15 protein-coding genes and 2 pseudogenes are annotated in these 20,331 nt (G+C 71.2%); 8 read left to right on the forward strand and 9 right to left on the reverse strand.

The window, feature by feature from the left end; translation table 11 throughout:
* Positions 1–179: 179 nt before the first annotated feature.
* A complete protein-coding gene (ppdK, locus tag ACZ6TU_RS12225) occupies positions 180–2,927 on the reverse strand; it encodes a pyruvate, phosphate dikinase (RefSeq protein WP_469548024.1) in 2,748 nt (915 codons plus the stop codon).
* A gap of 406 nt (positions 2,928–3,333) precedes the next feature.
* The gene (locus tag ACZ6TU_RS12230; protein ID WP_467668705.1) at positions 3,334–4,560 is read right to left on the reverse strand and encodes an ROK family protein; all 1,227 of its coding nucleotides are present in this window, start codon (positions 4,558–4,560) and stop codon (positions 3,334–3,336) included.
* A gap of 121 nt (positions 4,561–4,681) precedes the next feature.
* Here ACZ6TU_RS12230 and ACZ6TU_RS12235 point away from each other — a divergent pair, with 121 nt between their 5' ends.
* The 3 genes and pseudogenes from ACZ6TU_RS12235 to ACZ6TU_RS12245 all read left to right on the forward strand — a co-directional run.
* The gene (locus tag ACZ6TU_RS12235) at positions 4,682–6,094 is read left to right on the forward strand and encodes an MGH1-like glycoside hydrolase domain-containing protein (RefSeq protein WP_469548026.1); all 1,413 of its coding nucleotides are present in this window, start codon (positions 4,682–4,684) and stop codon (positions 6,092–6,094) included.
* Positions 6,091–8,028: an amylo-alpha-1,6-glucosidase gene (locus ACZ6TU_RS12240; RefSeq protein WP_469548028.1), complete on the forward strand. Its 1,938-nt coding sequence runs from the start codon at positions 6,091–6,093 to the stop codon at positions 8,026–8,028. Before ACZ6TU_RS12235 ends, ACZ6TU_RS12240 begins: the two co-directional genes overlap by 4 nt.
* 90 nt (positions 8,029–8,118) lie before the next feature.
* Positions 8,119–8,454: pseudogene (locus ACZ6TU_RS12245) on the forward strand (transposase); the annotation flags it as partial.
* Between the two features lie 113 nt (positions 8,455–8,567).
* Here the strand turns inward: ACZ6TU_RS12245 and ACZ6TU_RS12250 are convergent.
* A complete protein-coding gene (locus ACZ6TU_RS12250; protein WP_469548445.1) occupies positions 8,568–9,230 on the reverse strand; it encodes an MFS transporter in 663 nt (220 codons plus the stop codon).
* A 63-nt stretch (positions 9,231–9,293) separates the two neighbouring features.
* Positions 9,294–9,473, reverse strand: a pseudogene (locus tag ACZ6TU_RS12255) (IS701 family transposase); the annotation flags it as partial.
* A 319-nt stretch (positions 9,474–9,792) separates the two neighbouring features.
* Between ACZ6TU_RS12255 and ACZ6TU_RS12260 the strand changes: the two are divergent.
* Positions 9,793–11,598, forward strand: coding sequence for a sulfatase-like hydrolase/transferase (locus tag ACZ6TU_RS12260; RefSeq protein WP_467668697.1), 1,806 nt, complete (start codon positions 9,793–9,795; stop codon positions 11,596–11,598).
* Here the strand turns inward: ACZ6TU_RS12260 and dusB are convergent, their stop codons facing one another.
* Positions 11,599–12,729 carry a tRNA dihydrouridine synthase DusB gene (dusB, locus tag ACZ6TU_RS12265; protein WP_467668695.1) on the reverse strand — a complete coding sequence of 377 codons (1,131 nt, stop codon included), beginning with the start codon at positions 12,727–12,729 and terminating at the stop codon, positions 11,599–11,601.
* Between the two features lie 78 nt (positions 12,730–12,807).
* Between dusB and ACZ6TU_RS12270 the strand changes: the two genes are divergently transcribed.
* Complete coding sequence (locus ACZ6TU_RS12270) at positions 12,808–14,259, forward strand: MFS transporter (protein ID WP_469548031.1); 1,452 nt, start codon at positions 12,808–12,810, stop codon at positions 14,257–14,259.
* Here ACZ6TU_RS12270 and ACZ6TU_RS12275 read toward each other — a convergent pair.
* On the reverse strand, positions 14,256–15,197 hold the full coding sequence (locus ACZ6TU_RS12275) for an MmyB family transcriptional regulator (RefSeq protein ID WP_467668691.1): 942 nt from the start codon (positions 15,195–15,197) through the stop codon (positions 14,256–14,258). The genes ACZ6TU_RS12270 and ACZ6TU_RS12275 overlap by 4 nt on opposite strands.
* Before the next feature lie 101 nt (positions 15,198–15,298).
* Between ACZ6TU_RS12275 and ACZ6TU_RS12280 the strand changes: the two genes are divergently transcribed.
* The 3 genes from ACZ6TU_RS12280 (at position 15,299) to ACZ6TU_RS12290 (ending at position 18,054) form a co-directional block, all read left to right on the forward strand.
* A complete protein-coding gene (locus tag ACZ6TU_RS12280; protein ID WP_467668689.1) occupies positions 15,299–16,732 on the forward strand; it encodes an MFS transporter in 1,434 nt (477 codons plus the stop codon).
* Positions 16,733–16,848: 116 nt separating this feature from the next.
* Positions 16,849–17,055: a hypothetical protein gene (locus tag ACZ6TU_RS12285; protein ID WP_010042152.1), complete on the forward strand. Its 207-nt coding sequence runs from the start codon at positions 16,849–16,851 to the stop codon at positions 17,053–17,055.
* Between the two features lie 87 nt (positions 17,056–17,142).
* The gene (locus tag ACZ6TU_RS12290; protein ID WP_469548034.1) at positions 17,143–18,054 is read left to right on the forward strand and encodes an IS982 family transposase; all 912 of its coding nucleotides are present in this window, start codon (positions 17,143–17,145) and stop codon (positions 18,052–18,054) included.
* A gap of 18 nt (positions 18,055–18,072) precedes the next feature.
* Here the strand turns inward: ACZ6TU_RS12290 and ACZ6TU_RS12295 are convergent, their stop codons facing one another.
* The 3 genes from ACZ6TU_RS12295 to ACZ6TU_RS12305 form a co-directional block, all read right to left on the reverse strand.
* On the reverse strand, positions 18,073–18,369 hold the full coding sequence (locus ACZ6TU_RS12295) for a hypothetical protein (protein ID WP_467668685.1): 297 nt from the start codon (positions 18,367–18,369) through the stop codon (positions 18,073–18,075).
* A gap of 222 nt (positions 18,370–18,591) precedes the next feature.
* The gene (locus ACZ6TU_RS12300) at positions 18,592–19,449 is read right to left on the reverse strand and encodes a GNAT family N-acetyltransferase (RefSeq protein ID WP_469548036.1); all 858 of its coding nucleotides are present in this window, start codon (positions 19,447–19,449) and stop codon (positions 18,592–18,594) included.
* A gap of 98 nt (positions 19,450–19,547) precedes the next feature.
* Positions 19,548–20,138, reverse strand: a complete 591-nt coding sequence (locus ACZ6TU_RS12305; RefSeq protein WP_467668681.1) for a TetR/AcrR family transcriptional regulator — start codon at positions 20,136–20,138, stop codon at positions 19,548–19,550.
* Positions 20,139–20,331 lie beyond the last annotated feature (193 nt).

Genomic DNA, 20,331 nt, shown 5'->3' on the forward strand with positions numbered 1-20,331 from the left:
GGATCAGGTCGCGGCACAGGGGGCGAAATGGAGTGAGGCGGCACCTCCGCACAAGGTGCCGCCCCTTCTCCCGTGCTCCGGAGCCGCCGCGATCGGTGAGGGTCGGGGACCGCCGACGGCTCCGGGTCCTGAGCGGCCCCGCGCGGGCCACGGTGAGGTGGTCCCGCGCGGGCCACGGTCTACCGGTGGTCGCTGCCCTGCGACTGCACCGCCGCCCGGCCCGCCTCCAGGCGGGCCACCGGGATGCGGAACGGGGAGCAGGAGACGTAGTCGAGTCCCGCCTCGTGGAAGAAGTGGACCGACTCCGGGTCACCGCCGTGCTCGCCGCAGACGCCGAGCTTGAGGTCCGGGCGGGTCTCGCGGCCGGCCTTGGCGGCGAGCTTCACCAGGGAGCCGACGCCGTCCTTGTCGATCGTCTCGAACGGGGAGACGCCGAAGATGCCCTTCTCCAGGTACGCGGTGAAGAAGCTGGCCTCCACGTCGTCCCGGGAGAAGCCCCACACCGTCTGGGTCAGGTCGTTCGTGCCGAAGGAGAAGAACTCGGCCGCCTCGGCGATCTGACCGGCGGTCAGGGCGGCGCGCGGCAGCTCGATCATCGTGCCGATGGACAGCTTGAGCTGCGTGCCCGAGGCCGCCTCGACCTCGGCGATGACCTTGTCGGCCTCCTCGCGCACGATCTCCAGCTCCTGCACCGTGCCGACGAGCGGGATCATGATCTCGGCGCGCGGATCGCCCTTGGCGGCCTTGCGCTCGGCGGCCGCCTCGGCGATCGCCCGGACCTGCATGGTGAACAGGCCCGGGATGACCAGGCCGAGGCGCACCCCGCGCAGACCCAGCATCGGGTTCTGCTCGTGCAGCCGGTGCACGGCCTGGAGCAGGCGCAGTTCGTTCTCGTGCGGCTCCTGGCGGGACTCGGCGAGGGCGACCCGCACCGACAGTTCGGTGATGTCGGGCAGGAACTCGTGCAGCGGCGGGTCCAGGAGGCGGACGGTGACCGGGAGGCCGTCCATCGACTCGAAGAGCTGGACGAAGTCCTGCTTCTGGAGCGGCAGCAGTTCCTTGAGGGACTCCTCGCGCTCGGCCTGGGTGTCGGCCAGGATCAGCCGCTCCACCAGCTCGCGCCGGTCGCCGAGGAACATGTGCTCGGTGCGGCACAGGCCGATGCCCTGGGCGCCGAAGCGGCGGGCGCGCAGCGCGTCCTCGGCGTTGTCCGCGTTGGCCCGCACGCGCAGGCGGCGCTTGCGGTCGGCGAACGCCATGATGCGGTGGACCGCCTCGACCAGCTCGCCGGCGTCCTCGGCACCGGCGTGCATCCGGCCCTCGAAGTACTCCACGACCGGGGACGGCACGACCGGTACCTCACCGAGGTACACCTTGCCCGTCGAGCCGTCGATGGAGACGACGTCGCCCTCCTCGACGACGTGCCCACCCGGCACGGTCATCCGGCGGCGCTTGGTGTCGACCTCCAGCTCCTCCGCGCCGCAGACACAGGTCTTGCCCATGCCGCGCGCGACCACGGCCGCGTGGGAGGTCTTGCCGCCGCGCGAGGTCAGGATGCCCTCGGCGGCGATCATGCCGTCCAGGTCGTCGGGGTTGGTCTCGCGGCGGATCAGGATGACCTTCTCGCCAGAACGCGACCACTTGACCGCCGTGTAGGAGTCGAACACGGCCTTGCCGACCGCCGCGCCCGGGGATGCCGCGATGCCCCGGCCGACCGTCTCGACCTTCGCGCTCTCGTCGAAGCGCGGGAACATCAGCTGCGCGAGCTGGGCGCCGTTGACGCGGGTGAGCGCCTCGGCCTCGTCGATCAGGCCCTGGTCCACCAGCTGGGTCGCGATCCGGAAGGCCGCGCCCGCGGTGCGCTTTCCGACGCGGGTCTGGAGCATCCACAGCACGCCGCGCTCGATGGTGAACTCGATGTCGCAGAGATCCTTGTAGTGGTTCTCCAGCGTCTCCATGATCTGCATCAGCTGGTCGTACGACTTCTTGTCGATCTGCTCCAGCTCCGCGAGCGGGACGGTGTTGCGGATGCCCGCGACCACGTCCTCGCCCTGCGCGTTCTGGAGGTAGTCGCCGTAGACGCCCTGGTGGCCGGAGGCGGGGTCGCGGGTGAAGGCGACACCGGTACCGGAGTCGGGGCCGAGGTTGCCGAAGACCATGGAGCAGACGTTCACGGCCGTGCCCAGGTCGTGCGGGATGCGCTCCTGGCGGCGGTAGAGCTTGGCCCGGTCGGTGTTCCAGGAGTCGAAGACCGCGTGGATGGCGAGGTCCATCTGCTCGCGCGGGTCCTGCGGGAAGTCCCGGCCGGCCTCGGTCTTGACGATCTTCTTGAACTTGGTGACGAGCTTCTTGAGGTCCGCGGCCTCCAGCTCGGTGTCGACCGTGACCTTCTTGGTCTCCTTGGCCTTCTCCAGCGCGTCCTCGAAGAGCTCGCCGTCGACGCCGAGGACGGTCTTGCCGAACATCTGGATGAGGCGGCGGTAGGAGTCCCAGGCGAAGCGGTCGTCACCGGCCTGCTTGGCCAGGCCCTGCACCGACTTGTCGGAGAGGCCGATGTTGAGGACGGTGTCCATCATGCCGGGCATGGAGAACTTGGCGCCCGAACGCACCGACACCAGCAGCGGATCGTCGGCCTGGCCGAGCTTCTTGCCCATGCGCTGCTCCAGCGCGTCGAGGTGCGCACTCACCTCGTCACGCAGTGCCGCCGGCTCCTCGCCGCTGTCCAGGTAGACCTTGCACGCCTCGGTGGTGATCGTGAAGCCGGGCGGGACCGGAAGACCCAGATTCGTCATCTCGGCGAGGTTCGCGCCCTTGCCCCCGAGGAGGTCCTTGAGGTCCTTGTTGCCCTCGGTGAAGTCGTAAACGAACTTCACGCCCTCAACGCTCTTACCGTGCTCAGCTACGTGGGGATCTTTGTTTTCCGACACGGGTCTCGACTCCTCGAGGACGCGGTGGCTGCCCTGACGGCGAGGAACATACCCAGATCAAAGGCGTCTGGGTACGTCCACTCGCGCGTCATACGCCTGTAACCACTCGGCCGCCAGCGGATCGAAAGTCAAGGGTCGGCAAGCGATCACAGCCGCACGTTTTCACTTCTTGAACGCATGAACCCTTCCTGAACCCCGCTGGGCGCTCATATGAGCGAGGTTCGGCACGATTGATTTCGCTCGATGAACGATCAACGGGTGGCACTCAGTGCCACCCTTTGGAGAAGTGCAGCCGCTCAAGATCCGCTCATCTGAGCGGAACCCTTATCAAGGGTGGCGAGAATCACGCTGCCACAGCCGACGGGATTTCACCATGCGGACGCGTCTCAGGACCGAAATGTCCCCGTCATACCCCGAGCGCGCGCAGCCGCTCCTCGACCCGCTCGGGGGCGTAGAGGTGCTCCACGACCATCGCCCCGGCCCCGACCAGCCCGGACCGCTCGCCGAGCCGTGACGTCACGACGTCCAGGTGGGCGGTGGAGCGGGGCAGCGCCCGCTGGTAGAGCAGTTCGCGCACGCCCGTGAGGAAGGGAGTTCCGGCCAGATCCCCGGCGATCATCAGCACCCCGGGGTTGAGCAGGGTCACGACGGTCGCAAGCACGTCCCCGACCCGGCGCCCGGCCTCCCGGGCGAGACCGACCGCCTCGGGATGCCCGGACGCCAGCAGGTCCCGCACGTCCGCGCCGGAGGCCGCCGGCACCCCGGCCTCCACCAGCCGCCGCGCCACCGCGCCACCGCTCGCCACAGCGGCCAGACAGCCGTACGAACCGCACCGGCACAGCGTCTGGGCGCCCTCCGGCACCCGGATGTGCCCGATGTCCCCGGCGCCCCCGTCGATGCCCCGGAACACCGCGCCGTCCACCACGACCCCGGCACCGATGCCGGTGGAGACCTTGACCAGCACGAAGGCGGAGCAGTCGGGGTAGCCGGTGCGCTGTTCGCCGTACGCCATGAGGTTGGCGTCGTTGTCCACCAGCACCGGCACCTCGGCGGCGCCCGTGTGCTCGGTGAGCGCCCGGGCCAGCCGGCTCCGTATGTCGTAGCCGTCCCAGCCGGGCATCATCGGCGGCTGGACGACACGGCCGGTCTCGGTGTCGACCGGGCCGGGCACCGCGAGGCCGACCCCGCACACCGACTCGGCGCCGCGGCCGGTCTTCTCCAGCAACTCGCCGAACCAGCGGCCGAGTTCTCCCAGCACGGCGTCCGGCCCGTCCTCGACGACGAGGGTGCCGGAGTGCTCGGCCAGGATCTCGCCGCTCAGCGACAGCACGGCCGCCCGCGCGTGCCGGGTGTCGAGGTCGGAGGCCAGGACCACCGCGTGCTCGTCGTCGAACTCCAGGGTGATGGAGGGGCGCCCGCCCAGCGGGGAGTCCACCGGCCCCCCGGCGCCCTCGCGCAGCCAGCCCGCGCGGAAGAGCCGGTCGAGCCGCTGCCCGACGGTGGCCCGGGACAGTCCGGTCGCCTGCTGGAGCGCACCCCGGGTCACGGCGCGGCGACTGCGCACCAGTTCGAGCAGTTCGCCGGCGCTCGCCTGGCCGACACCTCGCCCCGTTCTGACGGGCCGTCCGGTCATGCACACCCCCTTGTGTTTCTCAAGCTTGCATTACATAGTGGGTTTTGCGTGTTAAATAGACGTAACCCCACGGTAGCCGCAGCCGAACCGGTCGGCCGGACGTCTTTTCGGAGAGCCCCGAGTGGACAGCACCGCCCAACGCGCCCCTCGTCCCACGGGACGAACCGTTGCATACGATCCGTCCAGTGCCGCGTCACCCCTGCACGTCAGGGCCGCCGCCGTGCTGGAGGCCGGCTGGACGGGCACGTCCACGGTGCCCTCGCGCGGTCTGTATCCGCACCAGTGGTCGTGGGACTCGGCATTCATCGCGATCGGCCTGAGGCACGTGTCGCCGTTACGGGCACAGACGGAGCTGGAGACGCTGCTGGCGGCCCAGTGGGCGGACGGGCGGATCCCGCACATCGTCTTCAACCCCTCCGTCCCGCTCGACGCGTACTTCCCGAGCCCCGACTTCTGGCGCTCCTCGACCGCGGGAAGCACCGCGGGAGCCCCGCGCACCGTACAGACCTCCGGGATCGTGCAGCCACCGGTCCACGCGCTGGCCGCGTGGCTGGTGCACCGCGCCGACCCCGGGCTGTCCCGGGCGCGCGGCTTCCTCACCCGGGTGTATCCCCGGCTCGCGGCCTGGCACCGGTATCTGCTGCACCGGCGCGACCTGGGCGGGGGCGGGCTGGTGTCCGTCGTGCACCCCTGGGAACAGGGCATGGACAACAGCCCCTGCTGGGACCGCCCGCTCTCCCGGGTCACTCCGGCCCCGGCCCGCTCCTTCCGCCGCGCCGACCTCGCCCACGGCTCCCCCGAGGACCGGCCGACGGATCTGGACTACGGGCGGTACGTGCGGCTGGCGGCCGACTACCGGGATCGCGGGTATCAGGACGGACCGGGCGACTTCGCCGTGGAGGACCCGGCGTTCAACGCCCTGCTCATCTCCTCCGAGTACGCCCTGGCCCGGATCGCCCACGAGCTGGGCGCGGCGGGCTCGGCCCGGCAGGACCGCGCCGAGCGCCTCACCGCCGCCCTGGTGGAGCGGCTGTGGGAGCCGACGGCGGGGATGCTCCTGTGCCGGGACGTGCGCGCCGGGGAGCTGATCCCCGAGCGCGGTGTCTCCGGGCTCGTCCCGCTGCTGCTGCCGAGCCTGCCGCAAGACCTCGCGGCCACCCTGGTGCGCACCCTGAGCGGCCCGCACTTCGGGCTCGGCGGCACGACCCGGCTGGTGCCCAGCTACGACCTGCTCGGCGAGGCCTTCGACCCGCACCGCTACTGGCGCGGCCCGGCCTGGTTCAACACCAGCTGGCTGCTGGAGCGCGGGCTGCGGCTGCACGGCGAGCGCGGCCGGGCCGACGCCCTGCGCAAGGGGATCCTGCACACCGCGGGCGCCTCCGACTTCGCGGAGTACGTGGACCCGTACACCGCACAGGCCTGCGGCGCCACCGGCTTCGGCTGGACGGCAGCGCTCACGCTCGACCTGCTGCACGACCGGCCCGCATGGGACAGAAGCGGCGTCACGGCGATCAAGGGAGGGGGCCGGGGATGACGGACCGGCATCATCTGCTCGTGCACGGCGGGACGTTCGCCGCCGTCGGCGACCGCGGCGACATCAGCGGCTACCGGGGCGGCAGCGCCCCGGACGGAATGTTCGTACAGGACGCGAGGCACCTGAGCCGGTGGCAGCTCACCGTCGACGGGGCCGTGCCCGACACACTGACGCCCGTGGCCGACGGGGACACCGCGCGCTGCGTCCTCGTCCCGCGCGGCGGCCGCGACGAGCCGCCCGCGTACACGCTCTTCCGCGAACAGGCCGTCGGAGACGCCTCGTTCGTCGAGTCGCTGCGGGTCAGCAGCAACCGCCCGGCGCCGACGACGGTCCGTCTCGCGGTCACCGCCGACGCCGACTTCACCGACCAGTTCGAACTGCGCTCCGACCACCGCACCTACACGAAGGCCGGCGCCGTCCGCTCCCGCCAGGTCCTCGGGCACGGCGTGGAGTTCACCTACCGACGCGGCGAGTGGCGGTCCGTCACGACCGTGACGGCCGAGCCCCAGCCGGACGCCGTGGAGGAGACCGGCACCGGCGCCCGCCGCCTGGTGTGGACCCTGGACCTCGAACCGCACGGCACGGCCGAACTGGTCCTGCGAGTCATGGCCCGCCCGCACGGCGACAAGCGCGCCCTGCGCGTGCCCCGCTCCCCCGCCGCCCTCCAGGAGCAACTCCTCGCCCGGGAGAGCCGGTTCACGGAGGGCGTGGCCTTCCCGGCCGGCTGGCCGGAGCTGTCCGCGGCCTGCGCCCGGGGCCTCGCCGACCTGGCCGCGCTCCAGGTCCCGGCGACCGGCCCGGACGGCGAGGAACTGCGCGTCCCGGCCGCCGGTGCCCCCTGGTTCCTGACCCTGCTGGGCCGGGACGCCCTGCTGACCTCGCTGTTCGCACTGCCCTACCGGCCGCGGCTGGCCGCCGCCACCCTGCCCGCGCTCGCCGCGACCCAGGCCACGGACGCCGGTGCCAGCGAGGCCGCCCAGCCCGGCAAGATCGTGCACGAGGTGCGGCACGGCGAACTGGCGCACTTCGGCCAGGTCCCCTACGGCCGCTACTACGGCTCGGTCGACGCCACGCCCCTGTTCCTCGTCCTGCTCGGGACGTACACGGAGCAGACCGGCGACACCGGCCTGGCCCGCCGTCTGGAGCGGCATGCCCGCGCGGCCGTCGGCTGGATGCTCGACCACGGCGGCCTGACCTCGCGCGGCTATCTCGCCTACCGCGCCGACCGGGGCGGACTCGCCAACCAGAACTGGAAGGACTCCCCCGGCGCCATCTGCTCCGCCGAAGGCACCCGCCCCAACGGCCCGGTGACGGCCGCGGGTGCCCAGGGCTACGCGTACGACGCGCTGCGCCGCACGGCGTGGCTCGCGCGCACGGTGTGGCAGGACGGGACGTACGCGGACCTGCTGGAGCAGACGGCCGGTGACCTGCGCGACCGTTTCCAGCGGGACTTCTGGATGCCGGAGCACTCCTTCCCGGCACTCGCGCTCGACGGCCGGGGCCGGCAGGTCGACGCGCTCGCCTCCGACGCCGGGCATCTGCTGTGGTCGGGTCTGCTGGACAAGGAGTACGGCGAACAGGTCGGCCGGCGCCTGCTCGAACCGGACTTCTTCTCCGGCTGGGGCGTACGCACCCTGGCCGCCGGCCAGCCCGCCTACCACCCGCTCTCCTACCACCGCGGCTCGGTCTGGCCGCACGACAACGCCCTGATCGCGCTGGGCCTGGCCCGCTACGGGCTGCACGACGAGGCCCGCGCGATCGCCCGCGGCCTGGTCGACGCGGCGAGCGCGACCGGCAACCGGCTGCCGGAGGTCCTCGCGGGCTACGGCCGTGGCACCCACCCCGAGCCGGTGCCGTACCCGCACGCGTGCGTGCGTGAATCCCGGTCGGCGTCGGCCCCGTTGGCGCTGCTCACGGCGGTCGGCGGCGTCTGAGGGGGCTTGCAAGGGCCCCTCCGGGCCGGTTGGCCTGGCGCTGCTTCGTCACTTGGGTGATCGCGCCTGATGGTGGGCGTCTTCCCAGGTATGAGGTTGCGGGAAGCGGAACGGCTCCGGGGTGGAGTTATCGGAGTTCGTTGCCGCGGCGGGCTCGGCGGCGGGGGCGAGTGTTGTCTCCGGGGGTCTGATGCTGGACGGTTGGCGCCAGTGGATCCAGCCGATGGCCGCGCGGCTGCCGGACGGGCACATGCAGGCCCCGCAGCAGTTCGTGAGCCCGTCACCGCGGGATCCGCTGCCGGTGCGGCGGCGGTCTGCCCAGCGGCTGTCCGGGGCGATCATGCCTGGGGTGTGGGTGACCGACGATGTGCCGTCCCCCAGTGCGGCCAGGCGTCGGTCGGGGTGGTCCGCCAGCACTGCGGGGCGGGTCGAGGGATACCGAGGCGAAGGACCCCACGGCCAGGCCTACGGGTTCGCCGTCGTGGCCCAGATGATGTTCATGCTCAGGGCACTGATACGCCAGCCGTCTTCCGCGCGGGTCAGGCCGTAGCGGTACTCGCCGCCAGCGTCCAGGTCGGTCCTCCGAAGCGGTTCGGGAGCAGGTGGGTTGCCTGGAACATCGCGGTGGCGCCGGCGGTGTCCCCGGTCGAGCCGAAGAGGGCGAAGTTGAACAGGAAGCCCACGAGGTTGGCTCCGGAGAATCCGGGGCCGCGGAACAGCCGCCATGGCATGATCAGGTTGTCGGCCCGGCGTTCGCGGAGTGTCAACAGCGTGGCGGCGGCGACCATCAGGGCGTAGGCGGCCAGGACAGGGTCGGCCGTCCAGCCGAGTTGCGGGCCTTCGATCAGAGCGAAGCTCACGGCGGCCAGGGCGACGATCCAGATGATGTGGCCGGGGACGGCGAGCTTGGTGGCGCGGCTGTCCACCGCAGCGATGTAGCGGTAGGTCATGACCATGCCGATGGCACCGATCGGCAGGTTGAGCAGGAAGATGGACTCCCATCCGAAGGCGCTGACCATGAGGCCGCCGACGGTCGGGCCGAGACCCGAGGAGGTGGCCACGATCGCGGACCACAGGCCGAGCATCCTGGTGCGCTGTGAGGGGACGAGGCCAGCCGCCGGGGCCGTCGCGTGGCAGGAACTGGGAAGCGCGAGCTCCCTCAGTTCCTGCTGTGGCCGTCGCGCGCCGAACAGATCCCGCAGCCGTACGTCTTTGACCGCACGTCAGCCCGTCGAACCTGACCGCCCGGCACGGAAGGGCCAGAGCTACAGCCCCCACCAGTAGTGCTTCGTCTGATTCTGGGTCTGGCAAGGGGGCGGCCGCAGGTGGTGGGCTTTTGGGTCCAGCCCCCGGAGGGTGAGGAAGGCCCGGACTGCGGTGACGAGGGTGACGTGGTGGTGCCGGCCGCGCCAGGAGCGGCCTTCGAAGTGGTCCAGCCCCAGGCTGCCCTGCCGCCAGGTCACCTCGGTGAACCGGTCCACACTGGTCTCGCCAGCGTGGAGCGAGATTGCTTCCGGGGTCCGGTAGCGAGGCGGTGCCGGCGGCCCAGCCCGCCGTAGCCGCACCGGCCTCCTGCGGATGGGCGACTTCCTTGCCGGTCAGCGCCGGCACATACGACAGGCCCTAACGTTTGCCCGGAGTTTGCCGAGCGCTGGCCCGGCGGGCTGAACACACCTGCCGCACGCCCCGTACGGAACTGCGGCGGACCCGTACCCCCACGCGGGTCCGCCACCTCACCGCGTTCCGCACGGGAAGGACCTCCGGGTGCCTGTCTTCACACGCTTCAGCGAGTCATCGCAGCCGGGCAGCTCGGGGGCCGAGTCCGAGACGGGGCGTGGCGAGTGGGAGCAGGCCGTCGCAGAGGACGTGGAAACTTCCGAGGCTCCCGCCCCCGGATCCCGGCTCACCCGTCTCCGCACCTGGCGCACCCGTCACCCCCGAGCCGCCCGCGCCCTCCACCTGACCAGCACCGCCCTCGCCGCCGCTCTGGTCCTCGGTGCCCTGCTGCTGCCCAACACCCTCGCCGCCGTCGAGCCGGACAGCTTCGCGCGGATCCCGGCGGAGGCGGTCATCGGGGCCGTCGTGATGCTGGTGCTGCCGCGCCGGCCCCGGCTGGCGGCGGCGGTGCTGTACGGGCTCGGTCTCACCGCGCTGACCACGGTGAACCTGCTCGACATGGGGTTCAACGAGTACCTGGGCCGGGGCTTCAACGCCGCGCTGGACTGGGACCTGCTCCCGGACGCGCAGGCGTACGTCGAGGACACGCTGGGCGCGGGCGTCGCGACCGCCGCCGCCGTCGGCGCGGTCGTGCTCGTCCTGCTCATGGCGGCCGTCATGGTCGCGGCGACGACCCGGCTCGCCGAGGCGCTGGCCCGCCACCGGCTCCGCGCGACCAAGGGCGCCCTGCTCGCCGGCACCGTCTGGGTCACCTGCTCCGCCCTGAGCCTGACGCTGTTCGGCGGTCCGATCGCTTCCGAGCGCGGGGCCGGGGCCCTGCGGGTGCACGCGCAGCGGACGGTGGAGTCGCTGCGGGACGAGGCGGCGTTCGTGCGGCAGTCGAAGGCGGACACCTTCGGCAACACTCCGCCCGACCAACTGCTGCCGGACCTGCGCGGCAAGGACGTGATCTTCACCTTCATCGAGAGCTACGGCCGCAGCGCGATCGAGGACCCGATCATGGCACCCGGCGTCGACCGGACCCTCGACACGAGCACCGAGGCCCTGGCGAAGGCCGGCTTCCACGCCCGCAGCGGCTGGCTGACCTCGGCGACCTACGGCGGCAGCAGCTGGCTCGGCCACTCCACGACCATGTCCGGCCTGTGGATCGACAACCAGCGCCGCTACCGCACGGTCACCGCGGGCGACCACCTCACCCTCACCAAGGCGTTCCAGAAGACCGGCGCGTGGGACACGGTGGGCGTCATGCCGGGCGTGCAGAAGGGCTGGCCGGAGGAGAAGTGGTACGGCCTGGACAAGCTCTACGACGCCTTCGACCTGGGCTACCGGGGCCCGAAGTTCAGCTGGTCGACGATGCCCGACCAGTACGCGCTGGAGGCGTTCCAGCGCCAGGTGCACGGAAAGAAGCGCGACAAGCCGCTGATGTCGTTCGTCATCCTGACCTCCAGTCACCAGCCCTGGGCCCCCATTCCGAAGACGGTCGGCTGGGACGAACTCGGCGACGGCTCGGTCTTCGACGCCGTCCAGAAGGCCGGCAAGAAGCCCGCCGACATCATCACCGACACCACCAGATCCCGGCAGGAGTACGGCAAGTCCATCCGGTACTCGGTCACCAGCCTCACCCAGTGGCTGGAGCGCTACGGCACCGACGACACCGTCCTGGTCTTCCTCGGCGACCACCAGCCCATGGCCCGGGTCAGCGGCAACCGCGCCAGCCGGGACGTGCCGGTGTCGATCGTCGCGAAGGACCCGAAGGTCCTCGACAAGGTCGCCGACTGGAACTGGACGGAAGGCCTCAAGCCCGACCGCGACGCCCCCGTCTGGAAGATGAGCGCGTTCCGCGACCGCTTCCTCAAGGCGTACGGCTCCACACCGCACGCCTCGGGAGGCTGATCAGCCGCCGGAGGTGTCCAGCTCCGCGTCCTCGCCGATGCCCGCGCAGTCGTACGGGTCCTTCAGCCAGCCGTCCGGCAGCACCACCCGGTTGTTGCCGGACGTACGGCCCCGGGGCCCGTCGGCGCCGGCGGGCCAGGGCTGGTCGAGGTCCAGCTCGTCGAGACCGGTCCGCAGCTCTTCGAGCGACGAGGTGATCGCGAGCCGCTTGCGCATCTCGGAGCCGACCGCGAAGCCCTTCAGATACCAGGCGACGTGCTTGCGGAAGTCGATCACGCCCCGTGACTCGTCGCCGATCCACTCGCCGAGCAGGGTGGCGTGCCGGACCATGACGTCGGCGACCTCGCGCAGGGTGGGCCTGCGGAAGTCGGTCCTGCCCTCGAAGGCCGCCACCAGGTCGGCGAACAGCCAGGGCCGCCCGAGGCACCCGCGCCCCACGACCACTCCGTCGCAGCCGGTCTCCCGCACCATCCGCAGGGCGTCCTCGGCCGACCAGATGTCGCCGTTGCCGAGCACGGGGATCTCCGGCACGTGTTCCTTCAGCCGGGCGATGGCGTCCCAGTCGGCGGTGCCGCCGTAGTGCTGGGCGGCCGTGCGGCCGTGCAGCGCGATGGCGGTGACGCCCTCCTCGACGGCGATCCGGCCGGCGTCGAGGAAGGTGATGTGATCGTCGTCGATGCCCTTGCGCATCTTCATCGTCACGGGCAGGTCACCGGCGCCGCTGACCGCCTCGCGCAGGATGGCCCGCAGCAGGTTCCGCTTGTACGGGAGCGCCGACCCGCCGCCCTTCCGGGTCACCTTCGGCACCGGACAGCCGAAGTTCAGGTCGATGTGGTCGGCGAGGTCCTCCTCCGCGATCATGCGGACGGCCTTGCCGACGGTCGCCGGGTCCACACCGTACAGCTGGATGGACCGGGGCCGCTCACTCGCGTCGAAGTGAATGAGCTGCATCGTCTTCTCGTTGCGCTCGACCAGCGCCCTGGTGGTGATCATCTCGCTGACGAACAGGCCCTTGCCACCACTGAACTCCCTGCAGAGCGTGCGGAAGGGCGCGTTGGTGATCCCGGCCATGGGGGCCAGGACGACGGGGGGCTGGACGGCGTGCGGACCGATCTGGAGGGGCGTGGACATTCCTCCATTGTGCCGTGCAATGAGCTGGCAAAATTCATTAGTTAGCCACACTATCGAAATCGGCCTACGATGGTCCGCATGCCCGAGCTCAGTCACCGCCGCCGCATGCTGGTGCTCGCGATCTGCTGCATGAGCCTGCTGATCGTGAGCCTGGACAACACGGTCCTGAACGTGGCCCTCCCGTCCATGCAACGGGACCTGCACGCGAGCACGTCCGGCCTCCAGTGGACGATCGACGCCTACACCCTGGTCCTGGCCTCGCTGCTGATGCTCGCGGGCTCCACCGCCGACCGGATCGGCCGCAAGCGCGTCTTCACAGCGGGCCTGGTCGTCTTCACCCTCGGCTCGGTGCTGTGCTCGCTCGCGCCGAACCTGGAGGCGCTGGTCGCCTTCCGGATGGTGCAGGCGGTGGGCGGCTCGATGCTGAACCCGGTCGCCATGTCGATCATCACCAACACCTTCACCGACCCGCGCGAGCGGGCCCGGGCGATCGGCGTGTGGGGCGCGGTCGTCGGCATATCGATGGCCGCCGGCCCGCTGGCCGGGGGCCTCCTGGTCGAGTCCGTCGGCTGGCGCTCCATCTTCTGGATCAACCTGCCCGTCGGCCTGGCCGCCCTCCTGCTCACCCTGCGCTTCGTCCCCGAGTCCCGCGCCGCCGAGGCCCGCCGCCCCGACCCGGTCGGCCAGCTCCTGGTGATCGCCCTGTTCGGCTCCCTGACGTACGCGATCATCGAGGCGCCGACCGCGGCGTTGTCCTCGGCAGCCCCCTTCGCGGCGCTGGCCCTGGTCGCCCTGGCAGGCCTGCTCCGGTACGAGCCGCGCCGCGCGGAACCCTTGATCGACCTGCGCTTCTTCCGCTCGGCACCGTTCAGCGGAGCCACGGTCATCGCGATCGGCGCGTTCGCCGCACTCGGCGGCTTCCTGTTCCTGTCCACGCTGTACCTCCAGAACGTACGCGGCCTGACCGCCCTGGAGGCGGGCCTGTGGATGCTCCCGATGGCGGCCCCGACGTTCCTGTGCGCACCGCTCTCCGGCCGCCTGGTCGGCAGCCGGGGCCCGCGTCTGCCCCTGCTGATCGCGGGCTGTGCGATGACGGCGAGCGGCATCCTCTTCGCGGCGTTCGAGGCCGAGACCTCGAACACCACCCTCTTCGCCGGGTACGTCCTCTTCGGCATCGGCTTCGGTTTCGTCAACGCGCCGATCACCAACACGGCGGTCTCCGGCATGCCCCGCGCCCAGGCGGGCGTCGCCGCGGCCGTCGCCTCCACGAGCCGCCAGCTCGGCCAGACGCTGGGCGTCGCGGTGGTGGGCGCGGTACTCGCCTCCGGCGTGGGCGTGTCCTCGTACCGCGAGATGTTCGTCTCCGCCGCCCGGCCGGGCTGGTGGATCATCGCGGCGTGCGGGTTCGCGGTGCTGGTGCTCGGGGCGGTGAGCAGTGGGCGCTGGGCTCGGGGGACCGCCGAGCGGACGGCCGAGAGGCTGGAGGCGGCGGAGGTGCGGGATGTCGTGGCAGCTGCGGAGCGTGCCTAGCCGCGGGTGAGTTGTGGCTGGTCGCGCGGATCCCCGCGCCCCTGAAGGTCGGTTTCCCTGCTCAGCGCTATGGCTTGCAGCCTCTCCAGGCGCTCTCGCGAGTCAGGGTCCGCCGGAACGTACGTCACGATCCGCGGCCCCGCCCCCGGCGTCAGCCACAGGTCCGTGTGGTCGACGGTGACGCGGCCGACGTGGCGGTTGAGGAACTCCTTGCGTTTGCTGCGGTGGGCGACGACCTCGTGGCGGTCCCAGGCCGTGCGGAAGGCGGGGGACTCCGTGCGCAGCCGCTTCAGGAGCATCTTCCAGGCGGGCTCGGCGAGATGGCCGGCCATCGTGGCGCGGAAGCGGGCGGCCATCATGCGCTGCGTCTCCTCCAGGTGCACGATCGACGACTGCCACTCGGCGTGGGTGTAGGAGAGGAGCACGCAGTTGCGGTCCTCGGGCGGCACCGCGTCCAGGTCGCACAGCAGCAACCCGTACGTGCGGTTGTAGGCGAGGATGTCGTACCGGCTGTTCTGCAAGCACGCCGGGAACGGCTCGACCTGCTCCAGCACCGCCCGCATCGCCGGGGTGGCCGACGGGCACGTGGTCGCCGGTGTCGGATCCGTGGCCCCGGCCAGCCGGAAGAGGTGGGCGCGCTCGCTGGGGTCGAGCAGCAGCGCGCGGGCCAGCGCGTCGAGGACCTGGACGGAGACCTGGATGTCCCGGGCCTGCTCCAGCCACGTGTACCAGGTGACGCCCACGGCGGAGAGCTGGGCGACCTCCTCGCGGCGCAGACCCGGCGTACGACGCCGGCGGCCCCGGGGCAGGCCGACCTGCTCGGGGGCGATCCGCTCCCGGCGGCTGCGCAGGAACGCCGCCAGCTCGTGCCGCCGGACGTCCGCGTCGCGGGGGGCCTCGGGCGGGCGTGCCGCTGTCTCCTGCGCCATGGTCGTCATGCCCTTCAGCCTGCCGCCGCCCGGACCCTGTTTCCAGGTGGTGCTTCTACCAGGATAAGAACACTCTGGTACCAGCCTGGGTATCGCCGCAGGCTGATGACGTGACCACGGAATCCCTCACTTCACGTCCCGTCAGCTCCTCCGCCGCCCCGGCTCCCGTGCTCGGCGGACTCGGACTGTTCACGGTGCTGCTGGCCGCGGCACTCCCGCTCATCGACTTCTTCATCGTGAACGTCGCCCTGCCCACCATCGGCACCGACCTCGCCGCGAGCGAGTCGGTCCTCGAACTCGTCGTCGCCGGGTACGGGGTGTCGTACGCCGTCCTGCTGGTCCTCGGGGGGCGGCTCGGTGACCTGTTCGGCCGGCGGCGGCTGTTCCTCATCGGAATGGCGGCCTTCGGGCTGACCTCACTGGCGTGCGGACTGGCGCCCGACGCCTGGTCGCTGGTCGCGGCCCGGGTCGCACAGGGCGCGTCGGCCGCCGCGATGCTGCCGCAGGTGCTGGCCACCATCCAGGCCACCACGACCGGCCCCCGCCGGGCGAAGGCCATGGGGCTCTACGGCGCGACCGCCGGGCTGGCGATGGTCGCCGGGCAGATCCTCGGCGGGGTCCTGGTGGCCGCCGACATCGCGGGGACCGGCTGGCGCTCGGTGTTCCTCGTCAACGTGCCGGTCGTCCTCGCCGGACTGTTCCTGGCCGCCCGCGCGGTCCCCGAGACCCGCTCCGCGCGCCCGGAGCCGGTCGACGTCCCGGGCACGGTCCTCCTGGCGGCCTCGCTCCTCACGCTGCTCGTCCCGCTCACCGAAGGCCGGGCGGCGGGCTGGCCGCTGTGGACATGGCTGTCGCTGGTGGCGTTCCCGTTCGCGGCGGCGGCGTTCTACGTGGTGGAGCGGCGGGCCGACCGCGCGGGCCGCACGCCCTTGGTCCCGCCGAGCCTGTTCGAACTGACCTCCCTGCGGCGCGGGTTGCTGCTGGTGCTGCCCTTCTCCATCGGCTTCAGCGGCTTCATGTTCGTTATCGCGGTGGCGTTGCAGCAGGGCGCCGGGCTCGATCCGGTCGCCGCGGGCCTGGCGCTCGCGCCCCTGGCGGTGGTGTTCTTCGTCTTCTCGCTGCTGGGCCCGCGGCTGGTCGCCCGGTACGGCACGCGGGTGGTGACGGCGGGTGCCGTGCTCCAGGGCCTGGGTCTGGCTCTGATGGCGCTGGCCGCCTGGCGCTTCTGGCCGCACCTGGGCTTCGTCGAGCTGCTCCCGGGGGCGGCGGTCGCCGGCGCGGGCCAGGCGCTGCAACTCCCCGTCGTCTACCGGGTCATCCTCTCCGAGGTGCCGCCCGTCCGCGCCGGCGTCGGCAGCGGCGTGATGATCACCACTCAGCAGTCGGCGCTGGCACTCGGTGTGGCGACCCTGGGCACGCTGTTCCTTTCCCTGGTCCCGGGGATGGGCATGCGGAACGCCCTGGTCACGACGCTCCTGGTGCAGATCGCCGGTGTGGTGCTGACCGGCCTGCTGAGTCTCCGGCTGCCGCGTACGGTCGCTTGAGGTCCCTCACGGCCTGATAACCCGCATCCGGGGAAGCCCTGTTGATGTTGGTTCTGCTGCACACTCCTTGCTGCGAGCAGACCGGATCGGCCGGATTCCTGGACGCGGGAGGCGTCATGGCGCAGATCGACACCAGCAAGGTCAGCCGCTGGGACCAGCACGGCCGGGAGCACGTGGTGCGGGTGCGGCGCACGGGCGTGCAGCGCACGATCAGATGCGACACCTGCGGCTGGCGCAGAGGCGCCCAGTTCCTGCCCTGGCTGAAAGCGGAGGAACACCTGGCGGAGGCCCACCAGGCGACGGTGGACCCCACGGCGGCGTGAACGGCCGGACGGGGCCGGCCCTAGATGAATGATGCGAAGGGCTCGCTGTCGCGCATGACATGAAGCGAGGGAGTCCAAAGATCGGTTGTGACGCCCGACCCAGACTCCCTCGCTACCGCGCTCTACGTGAAGACCGATGACCTGCTGAAGGAATCGCCGCACCTGGCGCCGTGGCGGCCCAGGATCGGCATCGCGCCCCGGCTCAGTGACGCCGAGCTGGTCACCCTCGCCGTGATGCAGGCCCTGCTTGGCTTCACCTCCGAGCACCGATGGATCCGCCACGCCCGCGCCCGGCTGCGGCATCTGTTCCCCTACCTGCCAGGGCAGTCCGGCTACAACAGGCGGCTACGCAAGGCGGCCGACCTGATCGCCCACGTCAACCGCCTGCTCGCCACCGACACCTCGCTCTGGACCGACACCGTCCGGGTCGTCGACTCCACGCCCGTGGAATGCGGACGTTCACGCGAGACGGTCAAACGCTCCGACCTGGCCGGATGGGCCGAGTACGGCTACTGCGCCAGCCACTCCCGCTTCTTCTGGGGCCTTCGGCTGCACCTCGTGTGCACCCTCCACGGGCTGCCCGTCGCGTTCGCTCTGACCGGCGCGAAAGCCGACGAACGCCAGACCCTTCTCGGCATTCTCGACGCCGAGTCCGACCTCGTCGGCTCCCACCCAGGGCAGACCCTGATCAGCGACCGCCACCACTACGGCGCCGCGTTCGAACGCGAACTCACGCAGTGGGGAATCCGACTGCTGCGGCCAGCCCGCGAGGGCGAGCCCGCGCGGGCCGGGTCCGAGCTGTTCAGGCCGCTGCGGCAGACCATCGAGTCGGTCAACCAGACCTTCAAAGCCCAGCTCCCCCTCGAACGCCACCAGGGCCGTACCCCCGGCGGTGTCATGGTCCGCGTCCTACAACGCGTCCTCGCACTCACGGCCGGGATCTGGCACAACGACCACACAGGGCCCGTCATGCGCTCACTGACCGCTTACGACCACTAACTCCTCGGGTCATTCATCTCAGGCGGCAGGAGCCGGCGACGGCCTCAGGCCGAGTGGACGCTCGGCGAATGCCTTCTCCGAATCGACCTCGTAGCAGACGTTGATGCTCGAGTCACCGAGAGTTGTGTCGACGAAGCTCTGGACGTCTTCAACCGACTCTGACTCCCAGAGGCACGTCACGGCGGATCCATCGACGTGCGGGTAGACCTGCAGCACCCGGGTGCCACCGGGCGCTCCGATGCCGTCGGTAAGGGCCTGGGCGCGGGAAAACGCTGTCTCCGGGTTCAAGATCTTGTGCTGGACCACGACGTACATGAGGCCCTCCTCGTTTGGTGTCGTGTCGTTTGACGATTCGACGCTGGGCGTGCGGAGGTGGACGCCGCGTCGCGCATGTTCACCAATTCCATTGTGGACTGGGATCGTCATTCCTGGCCACGGAGCTCAGACCGGCTCGAACGCCACCAGGGCGCCCGGGACTGGCCAGCCCGTCATGTGCTCACTGACCGCCTATGACCGCTAACCCTTCGCATCATTCATCTAGTAGAGGATCGAGGGCAGGTACGCCCCGTCGGGCTGGTTGTACAGGCCGATGGTCATCAGGCTCATCAGCTGCACGACCTTGAGGCCGTTGGACAGGCACCACTTGAGCAGCACACTGTCGCCCGCGGGCACGAGGATGCCCGGGCCGGCGAACTGCGGGGCCGCCGCGATCAGGGCCTGGAGATCCGGGGTGGTCTCGCCGACGGCGTGCGCGAAGAAGGCGAGGTCGGTGGCGTACCCGGTGACGCGTCCCTCGCGCTCGACGACGCGGGCGGTGCCCTGTTTGAGCCCGTCGGCGACCTCGCCGCCCCGGTCGACGCCGTGGACCTGCCGGCACACGTCGTTGCAGGCGCCGATGTCCGCGTCCGTGGCCTCCCGCACCGCGTAGCCGGGCATCGCACGCCCGATCGGCGGGCCCTGCACACAGGCCACCGTGGCCCGGTGGACGAAGCCCAGACTCACGTACAGCGAGAACGACCTGTTGTGGTAGCCGCTCTGCAACAGCCGGATGCCCGGCGCCCCGCGCTCGTCGGCCCGCTGCATCACGTCCCGCATCAGACGGCGGCCCACGCCCGCGTTCTGCACGGTGGGGTCGACGGTGACGGGTCCGACCCCGACGACGGTCGAGCGTTCGTCTAGGAAGTTGCTGCCCACGATCCGCCCGTCGAGTTCGGCGACCACGCTGTAGAAACCGGGGTGCGTCAAGGCTCCCTCGATCACCGCGACGCCCACGTCGGGGCTCGGGAAGTCGGATGGGAAGGCGTGCTCCCCGGCGATGCCGGAGAAGGCCTCGTAGCAGATCCTTCCGCACTCTGCGGCATCGTCCGCCGTGCCCGGGCGCAGCACGAGATCCATGATCGCCATCTCCTTCTCAGCGCCCCCGCGCGGCGACCCACCCCTCACTTCCCATCCTGTGCCCCTCCGGGCCGGGGCGCACCCGGTACGGCGATCCCCTAGGCCCGCAGTCCCCGCACCACCAGGTCCGTGACCGCCGCGAAGTCCGCCTCGATCCCGGGCTCTTCCCACTCCCGGGCGTAGCACGGGTCGTGGAAGCGGCCCGTGGCGTGGAAGAGGGCGCGGGCGGTCGTCCCGGGATCGGTGGTGGCGGCGAAAGTGCCGGACTCGACGCCGGACTCGACGATCCGGGTCAGCTGAGCGGTCAGGTCGGCGATGTGCTCGCCGACCGCCGTGCCGTTCTCGCCGGTGAGGACCATGTACGTGGCGAACAGCTCCGGGTCGTCGCCCGCCTTGCGGCGCTTCGCGGCGAACAGTGCGGTGAGCCAGTCCCGCAGCCGGGTCTCCGGGTCGCGGTCCGCGGCGACGATCCCGGACAGTTCCCCGGACGTGCGGTCCAGCCAGCGCTTGGTGACCGCCTCGCGCAGCGCCGCCTTGGTGCGGAAGTGACGGTAGACACTGCCGTGGCTGACGCCGAGCGCGCGGGCCACGTCCACCACGGTGGCCTTGGCCGGACCATGGCGGCGCAGCACCTCCTCGGTCGCCTCGAGGATGCGCTCGGCGGTCAGGATCTCGCTGGTCGGTGCCATGTCCTGACCGTACCGTTCCTAGGATTGCTGGCCGCGGTTGGCCAACTCGCCCTGATCCGGACAGCAAGACGTCGCCCGCCCACCGTGATCGATGGCTGACCGGCCGCGATCCGCGCCGCCACCACCGCCGGCCGGGCCCCGAGTACCTGCATCCGTCGCTGCTTTTGCACCCGCTCGTTCTGATCGGCGTAGC

The organism is Streptomyces sp. NPDC052064, from assembly GCF_055585925.1.

Excerpts from the sequence above, each read along its gene's own strand:
- ACZ6TU_RS12230 (WP_467668705.1), bottom strand. The coding sequence starts at position 4,560 with ATGACCGGACGGCCCGTCAGAACGGGGCGAGGTGTCGGCCAGGCGAGC.
- dusB (WP_467668695.1), bottom strand. The coding sequence starts at position 12,729 with ATGTCCACGCCCCTCCAGATCGGTCCGCACGCCGTCCAGCCCCCCGTC.
- ACZ6TU_RS12295 (WP_467668685.1), bottom strand. The coding sequence starts at position 18,369 with ATGTACGTCGTGGTCCAGCACAAGATCTTGAACCCGGAGACAGCGTTT.
- ACZ6TU_RS12300 (WP_469548036.1), bottom strand. The coding sequence starts at position 19,449 with ATGGATCTCGTGCTGCGCCCGGGCACGGCGGACGATGCCGCAGAGTGC.
- ACZ6TU_RS12285 (WP_010042152.1), top strand. The coding sequence starts at position 16,849 with ATGGCGCAGATCGACACCAGCAAGGTCAGCCGCTGGGACCAGCACGGC.
- ACZ6TU_RS12240 (WP_469548028.1), top strand. The coding sequence starts at position 6,091 with ATGACGGACCGGCATCATCTGCTCGTGCACGGCGGGACGTTCGCCGCC.
- ACZ6TU_RS12270 (WP_469548031.1), top strand. The coding sequence starts at position 12,808 with ATGCCCGAGCTCAGTCACCGCCGCCGCATGCTGGTGCTCGCGATCTGC.
- ACZ6TU_RS12305 (WP_467668681.1), bottom strand. The coding sequence starts at position 20,138 with ATGGCACCGACCAGCGAGATCCTGACCGCCGAGCGCATCCTCGAGGCG.
- ACZ6TU_RS12275 (WP_467668691.1), bottom strand. The coding sequence starts at position 15,197 with ATGACGACCATGGCGCAGGAGACAGCGGCACGCCCGCCCGAGGCCCCC.